This window comes from Acidovorax sp. (assembly GCF_046341535.1).
In the GTDB taxonomy this organism is placed as follows: Bacteria; Pseudomonadota; Gammaproteobacteria; order Burkholderiales; family Burkholderiaceae_C; genus Acidovorax.
The window spans coordinates 5,001-22,483 of record NZ_JBKDRI010000031.1 but is presented as its reverse complement, the minus strand read 5'-3'; the positions used below and the strand labels follow the sequence as shown (position 1 = coordinate 22,483).

At 66.1% G+C, this 17,483-nt stretch carries 14 protein-coding genes (1 of these 14 only partly in view); 9 read left to right on the top strand and 5 right to left on the bottom strand.

Annotated features, from left to right (window positions below):
• Nucleotides 1-2 precede the first annotated feature (2 nt).
• Together ACK543_RS01940 and ACK543_RS01935 are read right to left on the bottom strand one after the other, a co-directional pair.
• Nucleotides 3-3,179 carry an efflux RND transporter permease subunit gene (locus ACK543_RS01940; protein WP_409941193.1) on the bottom strand — a complete coding sequence of 1,059 codons (3,177 nt, stop codon included), beginning with the start codon at nucleotides 3,177-3,179 and terminating at the stop codon, nucleotides 3-5.
• Nucleotides 3,180-3,188: 9 nt separating this feature from the next.
• Entirely contained in the window at nucleotides 3,189-4,391 is a 1,203-nt protein-coding gene (locus ACK543_RS01935; protein ID WP_409941192.1) for an efflux RND transporter periplasmic adaptor subunit, read from the bottom strand.
• Nucleotides 4,392-4,569: 178 nt separating this feature from the next.
• Here ACK543_RS01935 and hpnC point away from each other — a divergent pair, with 178 nt between their 5' ends.
• From hpnC to hpnE, 4 genes are all read left to right on the top strand, one after another.
• Nucleotides 4,570-5,448 (top strand): squalene synthase HpnC, encoded by an 879-nt coding sequence (gene hpnC, locus ACK543_RS01930; RefSeq protein ID WP_409941191.1) that lies wholly within the window; start codon nucleotides 4,570-4,572, stop codon nucleotides 5,446-5,448.
• Between the two features lie 503 nt (nucleotides 5,449-5,951).
• On the top strand, nucleotides 5,952-7,358 hold the full coding sequence (locus ACK543_RS01925; RefSeq protein WP_409941190.1) for an L-serine ammonia-lyase: 1,407 nt from the start codon (nucleotides 5,952-5,954) through the stop codon (nucleotides 7,356-7,358).
• A gap of 319 nt (nucleotides 7,359-7,677) precedes the next feature.
• A complete protein-coding gene (gene hpnD / locus ACK543_RS01920) occupies nucleotides 7,678-8,517 on the top strand; it encodes a presqualene diphosphate synthase HpnD (protein ID WP_409941189.1) in 840 nt (279 codons plus the stop codon).
• Between the two features lie 11 nt (nucleotides 8,518-8,528).
• Entirely contained in the window at nucleotides 8,529-9,887 is a 1,359-nt protein-coding gene (gene hpnE / locus ACK543_RS01915) for a hydroxysqualene dehydroxylase HpnE (protein WP_409941188.1), read from the top strand.
• A gap of 33 nt (nucleotides 9,888-9,920) precedes the next feature.
• On the opposite strand, the gene ACK543_RS01910 is transcribed toward hpnE, so the two are convergent.
• The 3 genes from ACK543_RS01910 to ACK543_RS01900 all read right to left on the bottom strand — a co-directional run bounded on the left by ACK543_RS01910 (nucleotide 9,921) and on the right by ACK543_RS01900 (nucleotide 11,813).
• On the bottom strand, nucleotides 9,921-10,133 hold the full coding sequence (locus tag ACK543_RS01910) for a DUF2788 domain-containing protein (protein WP_137748564.1): 213 nt from the start codon (nucleotides 10,131-10,133) through the stop codon (nucleotides 9,921-9,923).
• On the bottom strand, nucleotides 10,130-10,978 hold the full coding sequence (locus ACK543_RS01905) for a DUF2189 domain-containing protein (protein ID WP_409941187.1): 849 nt from the start codon (nucleotides 10,976-10,978) through the stop codon (nucleotides 10,130-10,132). The genes ACK543_RS01910 and ACK543_RS01905 overlap by 4 nt, the downstream gene beginning before the upstream one ends.
• A 124-nt stretch (nucleotides 10,979-11,102) precedes the next feature.
• Nucleotides 11,103-11,813, bottom strand: a complete 711-nt coding sequence (locus tag ACK543_RS01900) for an HAD family hydrolase (protein WP_409941186.1) — start codon at nucleotides 11,811-11,813, stop codon at nucleotides 11,103-11,105.
• Nucleotides 11,814-11,926: 113 nt separating this feature from the next.
• Here ACK543_RS01900 and hemH point away from each other — a divergent pair, with 113 nt between their 5' ends.
• The 5 genes from hemH to gshB all read left to right on the top strand — a co-directional run.
• Nucleotides 11,927-13,045, top strand: coding sequence for a ferrochelatase (hemH, locus tag ACK543_RS01895; RefSeq protein WP_409941185.1), 1,119 nt, complete (start codon nucleotides 11,927-11,929; stop codon nucleotides 13,043-13,045).
• 189 nt (nucleotides 13,046-13,234) lie between these two features.
• Complete coding sequence (locus ACK543_RS01890; protein WP_409941184.1) at nucleotides 13,235-15,781, top strand: Lon protease family protein; 2,547 nt, start codon at nucleotides 13,235-13,237, stop codon at nucleotides 15,779-15,781.
• A 232-nt stretch (nucleotides 15,782-16,013) separates the two neighbouring features.
• Nucleotides 16,014-16,349 (top strand): hypothetical protein, encoded by a 336-nt coding sequence (locus tag ACK543_RS01885; RefSeq protein WP_409941183.1) that lies wholly within the window; start codon nucleotides 16,014-16,016, stop codon nucleotides 16,347-16,349.
• A 117-nt stretch (nucleotides 16,350-16,466) separates the two neighbouring features.
• Nucleotides 16,467-16,844 (top strand): alpha/beta hydrolase, encoded by a 378-nt coding sequence (locus ACK543_RS01880; RefSeq protein ID WP_409941182.1) that lies wholly within the window; start codon nucleotides 16,467-16,469, stop codon nucleotides 16,842-16,844.
• 130 nt (nucleotides 16,845-16,974) lie between these two features.
• On the top strand, nucleotides 16,975-17,483 hold the 5' portion of the coding sequence (gene gshB, locus ACK543_RS01875; protein WP_409941181.1) for a glutathione synthase. It continues 442 nt past the right edge of the window; 509 of the gene's 951 nt are visible here — the first part of the coding sequence; its start codon is at nucleotides 16,975-16,977; its stop codon lies off the right edge, out of view.

The following is a 17,483-nucleotide window of genomic DNA, read 5'->3' as shown; positions in this document are numbered from 1 at the left end:
CCTCAGGCAGGCACCACCGGATCGGGCTTTTTGACGCGAAACCATGCGGCGTACATCGCAGGCAATGCCAGCAGCGTGAGCACAGTGGCCACGATCAAGCCGCCCATGATGGCCACGGCCATCGGCCCCCAGAACACGCTGCGCGACAGCGGGATCATGGCCAGCACCGCCGCAGCGGCCGTCAGCACGATGGGACGCAGGCGCCGCACGGCGGACTCGACGATGGCGTCCCAGGCGGGCACGCCGCGGGCGCGGTCCTGCTCGATCTGGTCAATCAGGATCACGGAGTTGCGCTGAATCATGCCCATCAGCGCGATCACGCCCAGCAGCGCCACGAAACCGAAGGGGCGGTTGAGCGCCAGCAGTGCCGCCGCCACACCCGCCAGACCCAGGGGCCCGGTCAGAAACACCAGCATGGCGCGGCTGAAGCTGTGCAGTTGAAGCATCAGCAGCGTGAAGGTGATGAACAGCATGATCGGTATGCCCGCCGCAATCGATGCCGAGCCCTTGGAGCTCTCCTCCACGGCGCCTGCCACTTCGATGCGGTAGGCGCCCTGACCCGAGGCGCGCCAGCCTGCCTCGATGGCCTTGAGCGACGGCAGCAGCGATGCCGTGACGGTGGCGCCCTGCAGGCCTTCGGTCACATCACCCTGCACCGTGATGGCGTAGTCGCGGTTCTCGCGCCACATCACGCCGGGCTCCCAGGTGAACACGGGCTTGGCAATCTGGGTGAGCGGAATCGACTTGCCCGATGCCGTCGGCAGATAGGCGTTGGCAATGTCGGTGATGGCATTGCGCTCATCGAGCGGCTGTCGCAGCAGGATCTCGATGAGCTTGTCTCCCTCTCGGAACTGGCCCACCTGTGTGCCCGACAGGATGGTCTTGGACGCCTGTGCGATCGACTGGCTGGTCACGCCCAATGCGCGCGCCTTGGCCTGATCGACCTCCAGGCGCAGCACCTTGACCGATTCGTTCCAGTTGTCGTTCACACCGCGCATGTCAGGGCTTTTGCGCAGCTCGGCCTTGACCTCGTCGGCCCGCTCGCGCAGCCCGGCCGGATCTGGCCCGACCACGCGGAACTGCACCGGGTAAGGCACTGGCGGGCCGTTGGGCAGCAGCTTGATGCGGCCGCGCACCTCCGGGAACTCCTGAGCCAGCAGGGCGGGCAACTTGACCCGCAGCGATTCGCGCACCTTGAGGTCCTGCGGCAGCACGATGAACTGCGATACGTTGCTCTGCGGGAACACCTGGTCGAGCGGCAGGTAGAACCGCGGCACGCCCGAACCCACCCAGGTGCTGACCGAGCTCACGCCGGGCTCTGCCAGCAGGCGCTGCTCCACGCGCTTCGTAACCTCCTCATTGCCTGCGAACGAGGTGCCCTCAGGGAACCAGATATCCACCATGATTTCGGGACGGCTCGAGTCCGGGAAGAACTGCTGCTGCACCTTGCCCATGCCCACGATGCCCAGCGCAAACGTGAGCACCGTAGCGCCAATGGTGAGCCACCGGTGCTGCACGCACCAGCCCACCAGACGGCGGAAGCTGCGGTAAAACGGGCTGTCAAAGACCTCGTGCGGGTCTTGCGCAATGCCCTTGCTGGCCTGCGCGGCCTGCACATGGGGCGGCACCCTGAGCAGCAGCGTGCCCAGATACGGCACGAAATACACGGACACTATCCAGCTGAGTACCAGCGCGATCACCGTCACGGCAAAGATCGCAAAGGTGTACTCACCCGTGACCGACTTGGCAATGCCAATCGGCAAAAACCCAGCCGCCGTGATCAGCGTACCGGTGAGCATGGGCATGGCCGTGATCTCGTAGGCAAAGGTCGCGGCGCGCACCTTGTCGTAGCCCTCTTCGAGCTTGAGGACCATCATCTCCACTGCAATGATGGCATCGTCCACCAGCAGGCCCAGCGCGATGATGAGCGAGCCCAGCGAGATCTTGTGCAACCCGATGCCCCAGTACCACATGGCCAGGAACGTAACAGCCAGCACCATGGGGATGGTGATGCCCACCACCAGGCCGGGGCGCGGGTCGATGTACCACTGCCGATACCACGCATGCTGGCCCGGGCGCTTGTGCAGCCCCAGGCTGATAAAGCTCACCGCCAGCACGATGACGACCGCCTCGATCAGCACCCTGACGAATTCATTGACCGAGGTGGACACTGCCTTGGGCTGATCCTGCACATTGACCAGCTTCACGCCTGCGGGCAGCGAGGCACCGATACGTTCGGTGGTGCCGCTCAGTGCCTTGCCCAGCGCGATGATGTCGCCGCCCTTGGCCATCGAAACGCCCAGTGCAATCACCTCGCGCCCCTGGTGGCGCACCTTCACGGCGGGCGGGTCAACATAACCGCGCTTGATTTCCGCAATGTCGCCCAGGCGAAGCTGCGCGCCTGATGGGCCCCGGATGGGCATGGCGCGCAGGTCTTCAAGCGCGCTGAACTGGCCGGCCACGCGCACCTGAACCTGGTCCAGCGGCGTCTGCACCGCACCCGCGGCTTCCACGGCGTTTTGCTGGCCTAACTGGGCCAGCACCTGGTTCATGTCCAGGCCGAGCTGGGACAGGCGCTTTTGCGAGATTTCGATGAAAACCTTTTCGTCCTGCACACCAAACTGCTCGACCTTGGCCACGTCAGGCACGCGCAGCAACTGCTGGCGCACATCGTCGGCAAAGGTCTTGAGCTCGGCGTAGCTGAAGCCTTCGGACTCCAGCGCGTAGATCACGCCATACACATCGCCAAAGTCGTCATTGAAAAACGGCCCCTGCACGCCCTGGGGCAAGGTGTAGCGCATGTCGCCCACCTTCTTGCGCACCGTGTACCAGACGTTGGGTACTTCGCTGGCTTTGGATGAATCCTTGATCTGGAAAATGATCTGCGACTCGCCGGGCTTGGAATAGCTGCGAATCTTGTCGGCGTAGGGCACTTCCTGCAAGGTGCGCTCGATCTTGTCGGTCACCTGCTCGGCTACCTGCTGCGCGGTGGCGCCGGGCCAGTAGGTGCGCACCACCATGGCGCGGAAGGTAAACGGCGGGTCTTCGTCCTGCCCGAGCTGGAAATAGGCGGCAAAGCCCAGCAGCATCAGCACGACCATCAGGTAGCGGGTGAGCGCGGGATGGTCGATCGCCCACTTGGAGAGGTTAAACCCCTCTTGGGGTTGAACTTGCGTCATGGTGTGGCCTCAGCGAGCAGTCGATGCCAGGGCGGCAGCAGGCGCAGCGGGTACGGCAACAGCTCCTGAATTGATAGCTGCCTGGGCTTTACCAGCGGGCGTAGGGCCGCTTTTTGGCTGGTAAACCATGACCTTTTGCCCTGGCGACAGCACATGCACGCCCGTGGCCACCACCTGCATACCGGGCGCAAGGCCCGCAGCGACCACCGCCTGGTTGCCATCGGCCGTGGCGATCTGCACCACCTGCGATTTCACCGTGCTGCTGGCCGGGTCGTACACCCACACCGCCGTGGACTGGCCTTCCTGGCGCAGCGCGCTGGTGGGCAGCTTGATGGCCACGATGCCCGCATGGCTCAGCGCCTTGGGCGTGACATACACGGTAGAGCCCAGAGCGGGCGCCTGCATGTCGTCGATCGCCACCTTCACCTGGAACGTGCGGGTGGCTGCATCCGCGCTGGCAGCGACTTCGCGGACGCGGCCCGTCATTGCCTGGCCGCCCGCCCAGCCGCGCACGGCCACTTCCGAGCCGGGGGCGATCTGCCCCACCTTGTCTTCTGGCACCGCAAACACCACGTCGCGCGGGCCGTCCTGGGCAATGCGCACCACGGGCGAGCCCGACGCCACGACCTGGCCAGGCTCGGCATCGATCCCGGTCACCACCCCGGCGACGTCCGACACCAGCGTGGTGTAGGCGGTCTGGTTGCCTTGCGACGACAACTGGGCGCGGGCCTGGTCCAGCGTGGCCTGCGCGGCCTTCAGCGTGGCTTCGCGGCGCTCCAGCTCCGCACCGCTGATGAAGTTCTGGTCCTTGAGCGCCTGGTAGCGCTTGAAGTCAGCCGCCGCCAGGTCGCGCTGCGTGGTGGCCGACGCGACCTGCGCCCGCGCTGCATCGGCCGCCAACTGGTAGTCGCGGGGGTCCAGCTGCGCCAGCACCTGCCCTGCCCGCACGCGCTGACCGAGCTCGGCCTGTCGCTGCACGATCTTGCCCGCCACGCGGAAACCCAGGCGCGACTCCACTCGGGCCCGCACCTCGCCGGAGTACTCCAGCGTCGACTCCAGGGCCCCCGCACCCACCGTCATCAGCTTGACGGATCGCACAGGCTCCTCGGGCGGCGCAGGGCGTGAACATGCTGCCAGAGCAGCCGCAGCCGCCAGCGGGATCAGAAACCTGGAAAATCTCGAAGAAGGCCGCAAAGCGGGGAAGATGCGCATGGGAGATCCGGTGTAAAAAAGGCCGGGCGGGGCATTCGCAGGCAGCGCGCAACGCTGCGTTACGCCTGTGCAGACCGATCCCGCCGGACTTGGTGAAAGCATTTTTTGATTAATGACTGACCGGTTAGTAATCTATGAGAACCACCGCGCCTTGTCAAGCGACAATCCGGGGGTGAACATGCACGCACAACCCCGCCCCGGCACTGACCCGCCCAGCCCCCTGGCAGCACCGGTCACGCACTACGAGAACTTTCCCGTGGCGTCGGTGCTCTGCCCGCCCGCGCTGCGCCAGCCCATTGCAGCCATTTATGCGTTTGCGCGCACAGCAGACGATATGGCCGACGAAGGCGATGCGCCGGCCCAGGCGCGCCTCAATGACCTCAACGCATACCGTGCCGACCTGTACGCCATCGCGGCCGGGCAAACACCTTCGCCGCGCTGGGCCGGTGTATTCATCCCGCTACAGGCCGTGCTGCACACCCACCGCCTGCCGGTGCAACTGCTCGATGACCTGCTCAGCGCCTTCATGCAAGACGTGCGCAAAACCCGCGACGCCGAGGGCTACGCCGACCGCGACGAGTTGCTGGACTACTGCCGCCGATCGGCCAACCCGGTGGGCCGCCTGCTGCTGCACCTGTACGACGTGTCAGACGACAGCGCCCTGGCGCAAAGCGATGCCATCTGCACGGCGCTGCAACTCATCAACTTCTGGCAGGACCTCTCGGTGGACATTCCTCGCGGCCGTCACTACCTGCCCCGCGCCGACTGCGCAAGCCACAGCGCCTGCCAAGCTCAATTGCAGGCGCTGCACAGCACACCAGAGAACGTCCGGCTGATCGCCGACTGCGCCCGCTGGAGCCGCGCGCTGATGGAAAGCGGCGCGCCGCTGGTGCACCGCCTGCCCGGCCGGGCCGGGTGGGAGCTGCGCCTGGTGGTGCAAGGCGGCCTGCGCATTCTGGACAAGGTGCAAGCGCTGCGCGGCGGCAGCCTGCACACCCGGCCACGCCTGCGCCCGTGGGACTGGTGCGTGATGCTGGCCCGGGCCATGGCGATGTAAGTAAGATTCATGGGGCGCAAGCCAGGGTAACTTTCGGGACGAATCGGACATGATTGATTGTTCAAAAATACCGCATTACGCCTGCTGTAACTATGTTTAATGCTATTTTTTTAGTAGCATTCAAGAACAGAAGCCAGGCGCAGCGCCGCACGCTGCCGCCCCGGCCCCAGGGATTGCGAGCACGCCACGCCCATCGCGTGCAGGTAGTCTCTAGGACGCTAGGGAAGCTCTGCATAACCCTCGCGAGGATGCGCTGGTGCGGATCGGGATAGGCCACAAGGCGCTTTTTGCAGCCAATAGCATGGCTATTGGAAAGAGAAGCAACGCCGTGGACTGCCCGAGCCCGCGCCCGCGCAGACCGCAGGGAGTTATGCAGAGCTTCCCTAAGTCCAACGCCCGGATGATCCGTCCGTGCGGTGTTCTGCCGCCCTCGCCCGGTCACTCGCCGGGCGAGGCTTTCTTTTCATCCCCCATCACCGTCGGCCCGCAGCGCCGCCCCTGCCATGCCCGTCAGCGTTTTCGACCTTTTTAAGATCGGCGTCGGACCGTCCAGCTCGCACACAGTGGGGCCCATGATTGCGGCGCGCCAGTTCGTCTGCCATCTGCAGGATGCGTTCGGCCTGCAGGCTGTGCACAGCGTGACGGTGGAGCTGTTTGGCTCACTGTCGGCCACCGGCCTGGGTCACGGCACCGACAAGGCTGTGCTGCTCGGCCTGGCGGGCCACGAACCGGACCGCATCGACCCTGACCAGATCGCGGTGGCCGTTGCCGAAATCCGCGCCAGCAGATCGCTGCCGCTCATGGGCCAGCACCCCGTGCCGTTCACCGAAAAAGAACACCTGCTGTTTCGCCGCAAAACCCTGCCGCAGCACCCCAACGGCATGTGCTTTCACGCTTTCGATGCCGCAGGCACCGAGTTGATCAGCCGCGAGTACTTTTCGGTGGGCGGCGGGTTTGTTGTGGATGCCACAGGGCAGCGCGTACTCAACCAGGCCAGCCCCCTGCCGGGCACCGCAGGGCACGGCCAGGGCCTGCCCCACCCCTTTCGCACCGGGGCCGAGTTGCTGGCCCAGTGCCGTGCCACGGGCCTCAGCCCGGCGCAGGTGATGGAGGCCAATGAACAGCACTGGCGCAGCAGCGCCGAGGTACGCCGCCAGCTCCTGGCCATCTGGCAGGCCATGGCCGGGGCCGTGCGCCGCGGCTGCGCCAGCACGGGCCACCTGCCTGGGCCCTTGCAGGTGCGCCGCCGCGCTGCCGAGCTGCACCACCAGCTCAGCAGCGCGCCCGAGGCCGCCCTGCGTGATCCGCTGTCGATGCTGGACTGGGTCGACCTCTACGCCATGGCCGTCAACGAGGAAAACGCGGCGGGCGGTCGCATCGTCACGGCCCCCACCAATGGCGCAGCAGGCGTGATACCGGCGGTGCTGCATTACTACGTGAACTTCCTGCATTCCACGCACCCGCCCAACGAAGACGGCATTGCCGAATTTTTGCTCACTGCGGGCGCCATTGGCATCATCTACAAGGAAAACGCGTCGCTGTCCGGAGCCGAGGTTGGCTGCCAGGGCGAGGTGGGCGTGGCCTGCTCGATGGCCGCCGGGGCCCTGGCTGCCGTGATGGGCGGCACACCCGAGCAGATCGAGAACGCCGCCGAGATCGGCATGGAGCACAACCTGGGCATGACCTGTGACCCCGTGGGCGGGCTGGTGCAGATCCCCTGCATCGAGCGCAACGCCATGGGTGCCATCAAAGCCATCAACGCCGCCCGCATGGCACTGCGCGGCGACGGCCAGCATGTGGTCTCGCTCGACAAGGTCATCAAGACCATGATGCAAACGGGCGCAGACATGAAGGTCAAGTACAAGGAAACCTCGCGCGGCGGGCTCGCGGTGAACGTGGTGGCGTGCTGAATACAACCGGCCGTCTTGCGCGGCGGCGCGGTTCCAGCGCCAAGGCGGCTCTGGCAACCCACACCGTGATGACATGACCCGGATCGTTCGGGCAAGTGCTATATTTTTTATAGCTGTTGGCAGCTTATTGAGTCGGCACCTTTGAACTTGAACCAGCCGTTCGGGCTGAGCCTGTCGAAGCCTTGCGCAGAGCTTCGAACCGCATCAACGCATTCAAGTTGGTTGATGCCGACTCAATAAAAGCATGCGCCGATGGCCTGAAAAACCCCTGAACCCACCAGCCCGTCTGCCCCGATGGGCCATGGGACAATCCCGGCCCATGACACCGCAGCAGTACGTCCAGCAAAAAGCCGTGGCCTCGGGCAGCAGCTTCTATTACGCGTTTTTGTTCCTGCCCGCGCCGCGCCGCGCGGCCATCACGGCGTTCTATGCGTTTTGCCGCGAGGTGGACGATGTGGTGGACGAGGTAAGCGATGCCGGTGTGGCACGCACCAAGCTGGCCTGGTGGCAGTCCGAAGTGGCTAAGTCGTTTGCCGGGCAGCCCACGCACCCGGTGATGCAGGCACTCATGCCACACACTGCGGATTACGGCATCGAGCAGCGCCATCTGCAGGCCGTCATCCATGGCTGCCAGATGGACCTGGAGCAGACGCGCCACCTGGACTTTGCAGGCCTCAAGGGCTACTGCCACCTGGTGGCGGGCGTTGTGGGCGAGGTGGCGGCGCGCATCTTTGGCCAGAGCGACCCGCGCACCACCGAATACGCACACACGCTGGGCCTGGCGTTTCAGCTCACCAACATCATCCGCGATGTGGGCGAAGACGCCATGCTGGGCCGTATCTACCTGCCGGTGAGCGAGCTGCAGCAGTTTGACGTGAAGGCGCATGAGGTCTTGAAGCGCCAGTACTCCGACCGCTTCACCGCGCTGATGCGCTTTCAGGCCGAACGGGCGCACAGCTTGTACGACCAGGCGCTGGTCATGCTGCCGGATGCAGACCGCCGCACACAAAAGCCGGGGCTGATGATGGCCAGCATCTACCGCACCCTGCTGCGCGAGATCGAGCACGATCACTTCCAGGTGCTGCACCAGCGCATCAAGCTCACCCCGCTGCGCAAGTTCTGGCTGGCCTGGAAGGTCCAGGCGCTGGGCCGGATGTAATGGCGCGCCCGATGAAGGTCGCCGTCATCGGCGCTGGCTGGGCCGGCATGGCAGCCGCCATAGCGCACACAGAGGCCGGCCGCTCGGTGACGGTGTTTGAAGCCGCACGCACCCTGGGCGGCCGGGCCAGGGCTGTGTCCGGTGTGCTGCCGGGCGGCGCGCCCGTCACGCTCGACAACGGCCAGCACATACTGATTGGTGCGTACACCGAATGCCTGCGACTGATGCGGCGGGTAGGTGTGGACCCCGATGCAGCGCTGCTGCGCCTGCCGCTGACCTTGCAGTTCCCCGACGGTCAGGGTTTGCGCCTGCCCGATTTGCCACCGCCGATCGATGCCCTGCTGGGCATTGCGCGCGCCAGGGGCTGGGGCTGGGCCGACAAGCTGGCACTGTTGCGCGCGGCCACCGCCTGGCAGCTGCGCGGCTTCCGGTGCGATCCGGGCACGTCAGTGGCCGCCCTCTGCGCGCCGCTCACGCCGCGCCTGATGGCCGAGTTCATTGACCCGCTGTGCGTGTCGGCGCTCAACACGCCGGCCCACGCCGCCAGCGGCCTGGTGTTTCTGCGGGTGCTGCGGGACAGCCTGTTCAGCGGCCGTGGCGGCTCCAACCTGCTGCTGCCGCGGGTGGACCTGGGCAGCCTGATGCCGCAAGCAGCGGCGCACTGGCTGGCGCAGCGCGGCGCTCAGGTGCTGACCGGCCAGCGCGTGCAGGCGCTGGTGCCGTTGCCTGGCGGACATTGGGAGTTGATAGGCGTGGCAGATTCCGTCTCGGCCGATGGCACCAAGGACGCGGCGGCACAGCGCCCGGTGTTTGACCACGTCACGTTGGCCTGCCCCTCGGGGGAGGCCGCCCGTCTGGTGGCCAGCGTGGGCCCTGAGCAGGCTGCCGGGCAGCCCCAAGCCGCCACCGCCTGGGCCGACTGCGCGCGCGGCCTGCGCTTTGAGGCCATCACCACGGTCTATGCCCATGCGCCGGGCGTGCGCTTGTCGCAACCCATGCTGGCACTGCGCAGCACGCCGGAGCAGCCTGCGCAGTTCGTTTTTGACCGGGGGCAACTCGATGGCCAGCACGGCCTGCTGGCGTTCGTGGTGAGCGCCAGCCAGGGCGACCGCGCCACCACCTTGCAGCAGGTGCTTGCACAGGCGGCGTCGCAACTCGGTCTGCGCACATTGCAACCCGTGCAGACGGTAGTGGAAAAGCGCGCCACCTTTGCCTGCACCCCCGGCCTGCAGCGGCCCGGCATGCAGGTGCTGCCCGGGCTGACGGCCTGCGGCGACTATGTGGATGGCCCCTACCCCGCCACGCTGGAGGGCGCAGTGCTCAGTGGCACGGCGTTGGCGCGCGCCACGGGCAGTTCAGCTCCTGGCTGAGCATGCTGGGCGATGGTGGCGGTCAGATCCACCCTACTTTTCCAGCCACCACTGGATGACAACTTTGGCCAAAAACCCCAGGAAGCCCACCCCCAGCCCCAGAAACAGCACAAAGGTGCCGAACCGGCCCGCCTTGGACTCCCACGCAAGCTGGCCAATGATGAACAGCATGTAGACGATGAAGGCGCCCACGCCATAGGTCAGGAAGAAACCCGAGATCTGCGCCTCGGTGAAGCCGAAGATCACGGCGCGTCTCCCATGGGCTGCACCTGCTCGCTCGCGGGCTCGCGCTCGGGCAGGCTCGACGGGTCGACCAGGTCGCGGTAGGCATGCCAGCTGGCATGGCCCAGCAGGGGCATGATGAAGATCAGTGCCAGCATGAGCGAGCCCAACCCCAGCAGCGTCAACCCCAGGATGAGCGCCGCCCAAAACGCCATGGGCAGCGGGTTGACCACCACCGCCTGCCAGCTGGTGAGCACGGCCTGCAACAGCGTGGCACGTCGGTCCAGCAGCAGGGGCATGGCCACCACGCTCGATGCAAAAATGGGCGCAGCCATCAGGCTGCCCAGCGCCAGCCAGATCTCGAACAGCCAGCCATCGCGGGCCATGACCACATGGCGCACGAAATCCACCGGCGTCTCGATGGGCACCGGGGCCAGCAAGGTAATGAGCGCGGCCGATGTGACTACCCAGCCCGAGGCGGCCAGCGCCAGCAATGCGCCAAACTGCACCATGCACCAGTAGTCGCGGCCCCATTTGTTGACATGGCTGTTTTGCCAGTTGACCCAGGTCTTGAGCACCACGCCCAGGTTGGCGCGTTCGCCGCGCTCCAGGGCGCGACTCAGGGCATAAAGGCTGGTGGCCAGCACCGGCGCAATCACCAAAAAGCCCGACAGTGCCCCGGCCAAAAACCAGAAACGGTGGTACCCCACCGCAACGATCACCGCGCCCAACACAGCCAGCGCCAGGCCATGCACCACGCTGATCCAGCCCGCGCGCGCCATGTCGCGCCAGCCCAGCCTGAGCCAGATCAAGGGCTGCAAGAGACCGATGGAACGAACTGCAGGCAGGGGGATGGGGTGACGGGGCATGGCGGTGGTCGGCGGGTGATGGAGTGGTGAACGCAGGCCGCCAGCAAGCGCCCGCCCCACTGTAGCGCGCAAGTCTGTTGCATGCCAAGCCACCACGGCACAGCGGCGCGGGCGCGCCGCTGGCCTACCCGCGCAGCAGGCGGCACAGCTCGGACAGGCTGCTCACCGTGGCGTGCGGGGGCGCGTCGTACGGCCAAGCGTGCTCGGCCGGGTTGAACCACACGGCCTGCATGCCGGCGTCCATGGCACCTTGGGCGTCGAGCGTGGCGTCATCACCGACATGCAGCACTTCGTGGGGCTGCACCTGCAGCGCCGCCGCAGCCGCATGGAAGATGCGCGCATCGGGCTTGGCAATGCCCAACGCCTGAGCGCTCAGGCTGTGGCGGAAATACTGGCCGATGCCCACCCGGTGCACATCGGCATTGCCATTGGACACCGCCGCGACCGGATACCGCGCCGACAGGAAGGCCAAGGCATCATGCACATCGTCAAACAGGTCCACCCGCTGGCGCTCGGCAAAGAACAACTCGAAGGCAGGCTCTGCCAGCGAGGGCTCATCGCCCGCCTGCACGAGCGCCATCCGGATCGACTCACGCCGCAAGGCGCTGAGGTCATGCTGCAGGTCGGGCCGCAGCGTGACCATCTGGTTGCGGATGGCCCGCAGCGCGGCGGTGTCTTTGAACAGCGCGGCCGTAGCGGGTGCGTTCTCAGCCATCCAGGCCAGCAGCACGGCCTCGGCCCGCTCAATGGTGGGCCAGATGGGCCAGAGGGTGTCGTCCAGGTCGAGCGTGACAGCACGGATGCGGGAGAGGTCGAGGGTCCAGGTATCAGACATGCAAAAGCGACAAAGGCCGTGGTGAGGGCGGGGCAAGCGTTGTTGGCTAGGATAGCGCGCCCTGCAAACACCCTCGGCCGCCAGGCCGCAGGGCTTTTGACACAATCGGGCCCATGCCTTACTCCCCCTTCGCCCCCGAACCCCCCTACACCCACGGCCAGGCAGAGCGCACCGCCGTTGTGTTGTGCAACCTGGGCACGCCCGATGCGGCCACTGCACCAGCCGTGCGCCGCTACCTGGCCCAGTTTCTGGGGGACCACCGCGTGGTAGAGATCCCGCGGCTGCTGTGGATGCTGATCCTGCACGGCGTCATCCTGCGGGTGCGGCCGGCCAAGTCAGCCGCCAAGTACGCCGCGGTGTGGACAGCCGATGGCTCGCCCCTGGCGGTATGGACGGCCAAGCAGGCCACGCTGCTGCGCGGCTGGCTGGGCGAAGCGGGTCATCCGGTGCTGGTACGCCACGCGATGCGCTATGGCAACCCATCCATCGCCAGCCAGCTCGACGCTCTGAAGGCCGAGGGCGCCACGCGCATCCTGATCCTGCCGCTGTACCCGCAATACTCAGCCACCACCACGGCCAGCGTGTTCGATGCCGTCTACACCTGGGCCGCGCAGACCCGCAACGTACCCGAGTTGCGGTTTGTGAACCGCTACCACGACCACCCCGGCTACATCGACGCGCTGGCCCGCACCATCGAATCGCACTGGAAGACACACGGCCAGCCCGACCAGTTGGTCATGAGCTTCCATGGCGTGCCCGAACGCACCCTGCTCCTGGGCGACCCCTACCATTGCGAGGCCCGCAAAACCGGCCGCCTGCTGGCCGAGCGCCTGGGGCTGCGCGAGGACCGCTACCGCGTCACCTTCCAGTCGCGCTTTGGCAAGGCCAAGTGGCTCGAGCCCTACACCCAGCCCACCATCGAGGCGCTGGCCGCGGCAGGTACGCGGCGCGTGGATGTGGTGTGCCCCGGCTTTACCAGCGACTGCCTTGAGACGCTGGAAGAAATCAACATGGAGGTGCGTGAAGCCTTCCTGCACGCGGGCGGACAGGAGTTTCACTACATCCCCTGCCTGAACGACAACAACCAATGGATCACGGCGCTCAGCCACATTGCGCAGCAGCACCTGGCCGGCTGGCCCACGCAAATGCCCTCCACTGCGGCGCTGCAAGACGCGCGCAAGACCGCGCTGGCAGGCGGCGCCCCCCAGGGTGCGTGCCCGGTCAAGCACTGAGCCCTCGCCGAGCGGGGCATCGCCCGGCCGCCCGGGCAGCGGATGCCCGGGCGGCCGTATTCAATTGCTACTATTTTTATAGCACTCTCAGCATTAAAATCAAGCGCTACAGCCCTTTTTTTATCCAAAAATATCCATCCGGCGCGCTTACAGGTCTGCCGGTAGCCCGCCCACCCGCCCCCGCGCTCCATGCCCGCCATTGCCCTTGAACCCCACCAGCTTCGCCTGACCATCGCGCCCGCCGCGCTGGGTTTTGCCAACACGGCGGAGCTGCAGGACCTGCCCTTGCCGTGGATTGGTCAGGAGCGGGCACAGGCTGCGGCCCGGTTCGGTCTGACCATGGTGCAGCCGGACTACCACCTGTTTGTGCTGGGAGAGGTCGGCAGCGGCCGCGCATCGCTCATGCACCAGGCCATGTGTGAAGCGGCCGCCACCCGCGCCGTGCCGCCCGACCTGTGCTACGTGCACAACTTCGACGCACCCGAACACCCGCGAGCCGCGCGCCTGCCTGCGGGCCAGGGCCGGGTGCTGCGCCAGGCCATGGCCGAGCTGACCCGGTCCCTGCAGACCGACATCCCCCGCCACCTCAGCAGCCCGGACTTCCGCGCCCAGGCCCGCGCCATCACCCAGGTCTACGAAGCCCAGGAAGCCCAGGCCTTTTCAGCGCTGGAAGCGTTTGCGCGCGCGCGCCAGTTCTGCCTTACGCGCTCGGACGAGGACGGCGGGCACATGGTGTTCACCATCACCGGCAGCAACGGCCAGCCGCTGACAGAAAGCGAAGCCCGCGCCCTGCCGCCCGATCAGCGCGCCCGCATCGACCAGGCCGAGCAAGCGCTGCGTGCCGAAATCATGGCCTTTGCCCAGGCCCTGCGCCCGCTGGAGCGTGTGCGCGACGATGCGCTGAACGACCTGCGCAAGCGCACGGTTCGCCCCTTGCTGCAGCAGGCGCTGCAAAGCGTGCGCAGCACTGTTGCTGTGCTGCCGGAAGCGCTGCAAACCTGGCTGGAGCAGGTCGAACGCGAGCTGCTGCAACACCTGCAGTGGTTCGAGCTGGCCGATCTGCCGGCCCGGGACTCTGCTGCCGATGGGCCAGCCCCCGCCGAGCGGAGCGCCGACAACAGCGACGACAGCGATGGCGATGAGGACGACGACGCCCAGCGCGCGCTCAACCGGCTGTTGCACCTGTGCCAGATCCACGTGGCGGTGGACCACCACGCGCAACGGGGCGCGCCGGTCATCGTAGAAGACAACCCCCAGCACCGCACCTTGTTTGGCGGCATCGAAGCCCGCCACGAAAGCGATGCCCCCCACGCCGACTACACCGGCATCCGTGCAGGCAGCCTGCTGCGCGCGCACGGCGGCTTTGTGCTGCTGCACCTGCATGACCTGACCAGCGAGGAAGGCCTGTGGGCGCGCCTGCGGCGCTTTCTGCGATCCAGCCGTTTGCACATCGACGAGGCGGGCAGCGGCAGCAACCCCGGTGCGGCCGTATCACTGCAGCCCGAGCCAGTGCAGGTGGACGTGAAGATCGTTTTGATCGGCACGGTGGAGGAGTACTACGCCCTGCAGGAAGCCGACCCCGACACCGCGCGCCGCTTTCGTGCCAAGGTCGATTTCGTTGAAAGCTTTGCCGCCAGCAGCGACTCGCGCCGGGCCTGCGCCATCTTTGTGGCGCACAGCTGCAAACGCCACGGCCTGCCGCACTTTGCCCCCGCTGCCGTGGCTTTGCTGCTGGAGCAGGCACACCGCGAGGCCGATGACCAAGGCCGCCAGAGCGCCCAGTTCGGCCGCATCGAGGCCTTGCTGATGGAAGCCGCCTCCCTGTGCCAGGCCCGTGGCGGAGCGCGTGTGGAGGCTGCTGATGTGCAGGCCGCCCAACACGCCCGCATGCTGCGGCACAACTACCCGGAGGAGCAACTGCATGAATCCATCGCCGAAGGTGAGCGGCTCATCACCCTGACCGGCAGCGCTGTGGGGCAGATCAATGCCCTCACGCAGATCGACCTGGGCGATTACCGCTTTGGCTTTCCGGTGCGCATCACTGCGCGCACGTTTGCCGGACACGAGGGGCTGCTGAACATCGAGCGCGAGGTCGACATGTCAGGCCCCATCCACGACAAGGGCGTGCTCATCCTGCACAGCTACCTCACCGCCCTGTTCAGCCACGTGGCACCGCTGGCGCTCAATGCATCCATCGTGTTCGAACAGGAGTACAGCGGGGTCGAGGGCGACTCAGCCTCGTGCGCCGAGCTGTATGCCCTGCTGTCGAGCCTGTCGGGCCTGCCGCTGCGCCAGGGCATTGCCATCACCGGGGCACTCAACCAGCATGGCGAGGTGCTGCCCGTGGGCGGCATCAACGAAAAGATCGAAGGCTGGTTCCGCGCCTGCGCAGCCGCTGGCCTGGATGGCACGCACGGCGTGCTGGTGCCCTCGCGCAACCAGCGGCACCTGATGCTCTCGGCCGACATCGCCAGCGCGGTGGAGCGTGGCCTGTTTTTCGTGTACACCATGAACCATGTCAGCGAAGGTATCGCCCTGCTGACGGGCGAGCCATCAGGCATGAGCCCGGCTGATCTGCAGCAGCCGCGCACCGACGATGCTTCGGACAACGTGGCCAGCGCGGAAGACACCGTGCTCGAGCGTGCCGAGGAAACCCTGCGCGCCTTCCGCCGTGCCTGCCAAACCGCCGCATACCCCCGACGCGGCCGGGGCAATGCATCGCGGCGCAAGCGCTAAAGGCCACGCTACCGCCGGATCACGCGCACAGGCAGCATTGAGGGCCACGCTGACCGAGGCTTTCGCGCATGGTGCCTCCCTGGCGCAGGACGTGGATCTGCGTTGCCAAGTCTCGCTGGGGCCGCGCCCCCGCTACATTTGGCACCTGACGCTTGGCCGTTGTGAATCGCCATGCATCCGACAAAAACAGTGTGATCAGTCCCGAATTCATCGGGCGCAGAAAGACACCTCCATGAACTTTGACAGGGGCATCCCCCATTGCCTTCCCACCGACCCTCGGCATTGCAGTTTCTGCCTGTTTCCGTGGGAGGGATACGAGGGTAAGGCAGGCACCTCGGCCTCTCTGGATGTGATGGCCAGGGAAGCTGATCTGCACGGCACGGTCTTCGACGCCCTGGATCAAGAAGGCTGGGTTGAGACACGGGAGGAAGAGCTTGTTCTGGTCGGACAGGGCGAGTTTCACGTGCCGCTCATCCAGTCGCTGATCAGCCAATCGCGTGTCAATGAGCTGACGCAGGCGCGCAAAGAATTTGCCATCATTCCGGTTCAAGCGGGCTGCCTGGCCTGATGCGCTTGACATGGTCTTGCATGCTTGCCGCTCGCAGCGTTTGGATACCGGCGATCGACGCCGCAATCGTGCGTTTTGCCAGCGCGGTCCGCGATGCTGACTGAGCTCGAGATACCGGTGACCACCCAGGACGGCACGCGCCTGGCGCTGTGGCGGGTGCGTGACGATGCCGCAAACCCACCAGTCGGCACCAGCGACGTCTTCCTGACCCACGGCACGTTCTCGGACAAGAGAATCTGCCTGGGCATGGCGAAGCACCTGGCGAGTCTCGGCTGCTGCTGCTGGATTCTGGAATGGCGGGGCCACGGTAGCAGCGGGGCATCGGCGACAGCCTTCAACTTCGACACCGTGGCGCAGTGCGATGTGATGGCGGCCCTGGATCATCTAGGAGCCTGTCGGACTTTGAGCGTCGAAAGCGAAAATCGGCCCCAGCGAGGACAGTTTTTGCCGAATTTGCAGCCCCATAGCCGAGCTATGGGGCAAAAAGGCGGTTAAAAATGGACCGCTGCGGTCGATTTGCAGCCGACGACTCCCAAGTCCGACAGGCTCCCAGGGCCCGTTGACACTGGCCCACATCGTGTGAATGTCCCCTGGTGCGTTGTCTGATTCTCTTTTCGTTCAAAACATGAAACTGCTCTTCATTGCGGACCCGCTGCAAAGCTTCAAGATCTACAAGGACACCACCTTTGCCATGATGCGTGAGGCGGCGCGACGCGGGCACAGCCTGGCGGTGTGCGAGCCGCGTCAAGTGATGTGGCAGCGCGGAGGGCGGGTGACGGCGCAGGTCACCGGCATTGGCCTGACAGGCGATCCGGTCGCGTGGTACACCGCCGCGCCTGCGGTCCGCCAGGCGCTGGCCGACTTTGACGCAGTGCTCATGCGCAAGGACCCGCCGTTTGACAGCGAGTACTTCTATGCCACCCACCTCCTGGAGCAGGCAGAGCGGGAAGGCGCCCGCGTGTTCAACAAGCCTCGGGCGCTGCGCGACCATCCGGAAAAGCTGGCCATCCTGGAGTTTCCCGAACTCATCGCCCCGACGCTCGTCACGCGGGATGCCGCCGACATCCGTCGGTTTCACGACGAGCACCAAGACATCATCCTCAAGCCGCTCGATGGCATGGGCGGCATGGGGAT

Coding starts and splice junctions, on each gene's coding strand:
- ACK543_RS01890 (WP_409941184.1), top strand. CDS start 13,235: ATGCCCGCCATTGCCCTTGAACCCCACCAGCTTCGCCTGACCATCGCG.
- ACK543_RS01935 (WP_409941192.1), bottom strand. CDS start 4,391: ATGCGCATCTTCCCCGCTTTGCGGCCTTCTTCGAGATTTTCCAGGTTT.
- hpnD (WP_409941189.1), top strand. CDS start 7,678: ATGACACCGCAGCAGTACGTCCAGCAAAAAGCCGTGGCCTCGGGCAGC.
- hemH (WP_409941185.1), top strand. CDS start 11,927: ATGCCTTACTCCCCCTTCGCCCCCGAACCCCCCTACACCCACGGCCAG.
- ACK543_RS01925 (WP_409941190.1), top strand. CDS start 5,952: ATGCCCGTCAGCGTTTTCGACCTTTTTAAGATCGGCGTCGGACCGTCC.
- ACK543_RS01905 (WP_409941187.1), bottom strand. CDS start 10,978: ATGCCCCGTCACCCCATCCCCCTGCCTGCAGTTCGTTCCATCGGTCTC.
- ACK543_RS01940 (WP_409941193.1), bottom strand. CDS start 3,179: ATGACGCAAGTTCAACCCCAAGAGGGGTTTAACCTCTCCAAGTGGGCG.
- ACK543_RS01900 (WP_409941186.1), bottom strand. CDS start 11,813: ATGTCTGATACCTGGACCCTCGACCTCTCCCGCATCCGTGCTGTCACG.
- hpnE (WP_409941188.1), top strand. CDS start 8,529: ATGAAGGTCGCCGTCATCGGCGCTGGCTGGGCCGGCATGGCAGCCGCC.
- hpnC (WP_409941191.1), top strand. CDS start 4,570: ATGCACGCACAACCCCGCCCCGGCACTGACCCGCCCAGCCCCCTGGCA.
- ACK543_RS01885 (WP_409941183.1), top strand. CDS start 16,014: ATGAACTTTGACAGGGGCATCCCCCATTGCCTTCCCACCGACCCTCGG.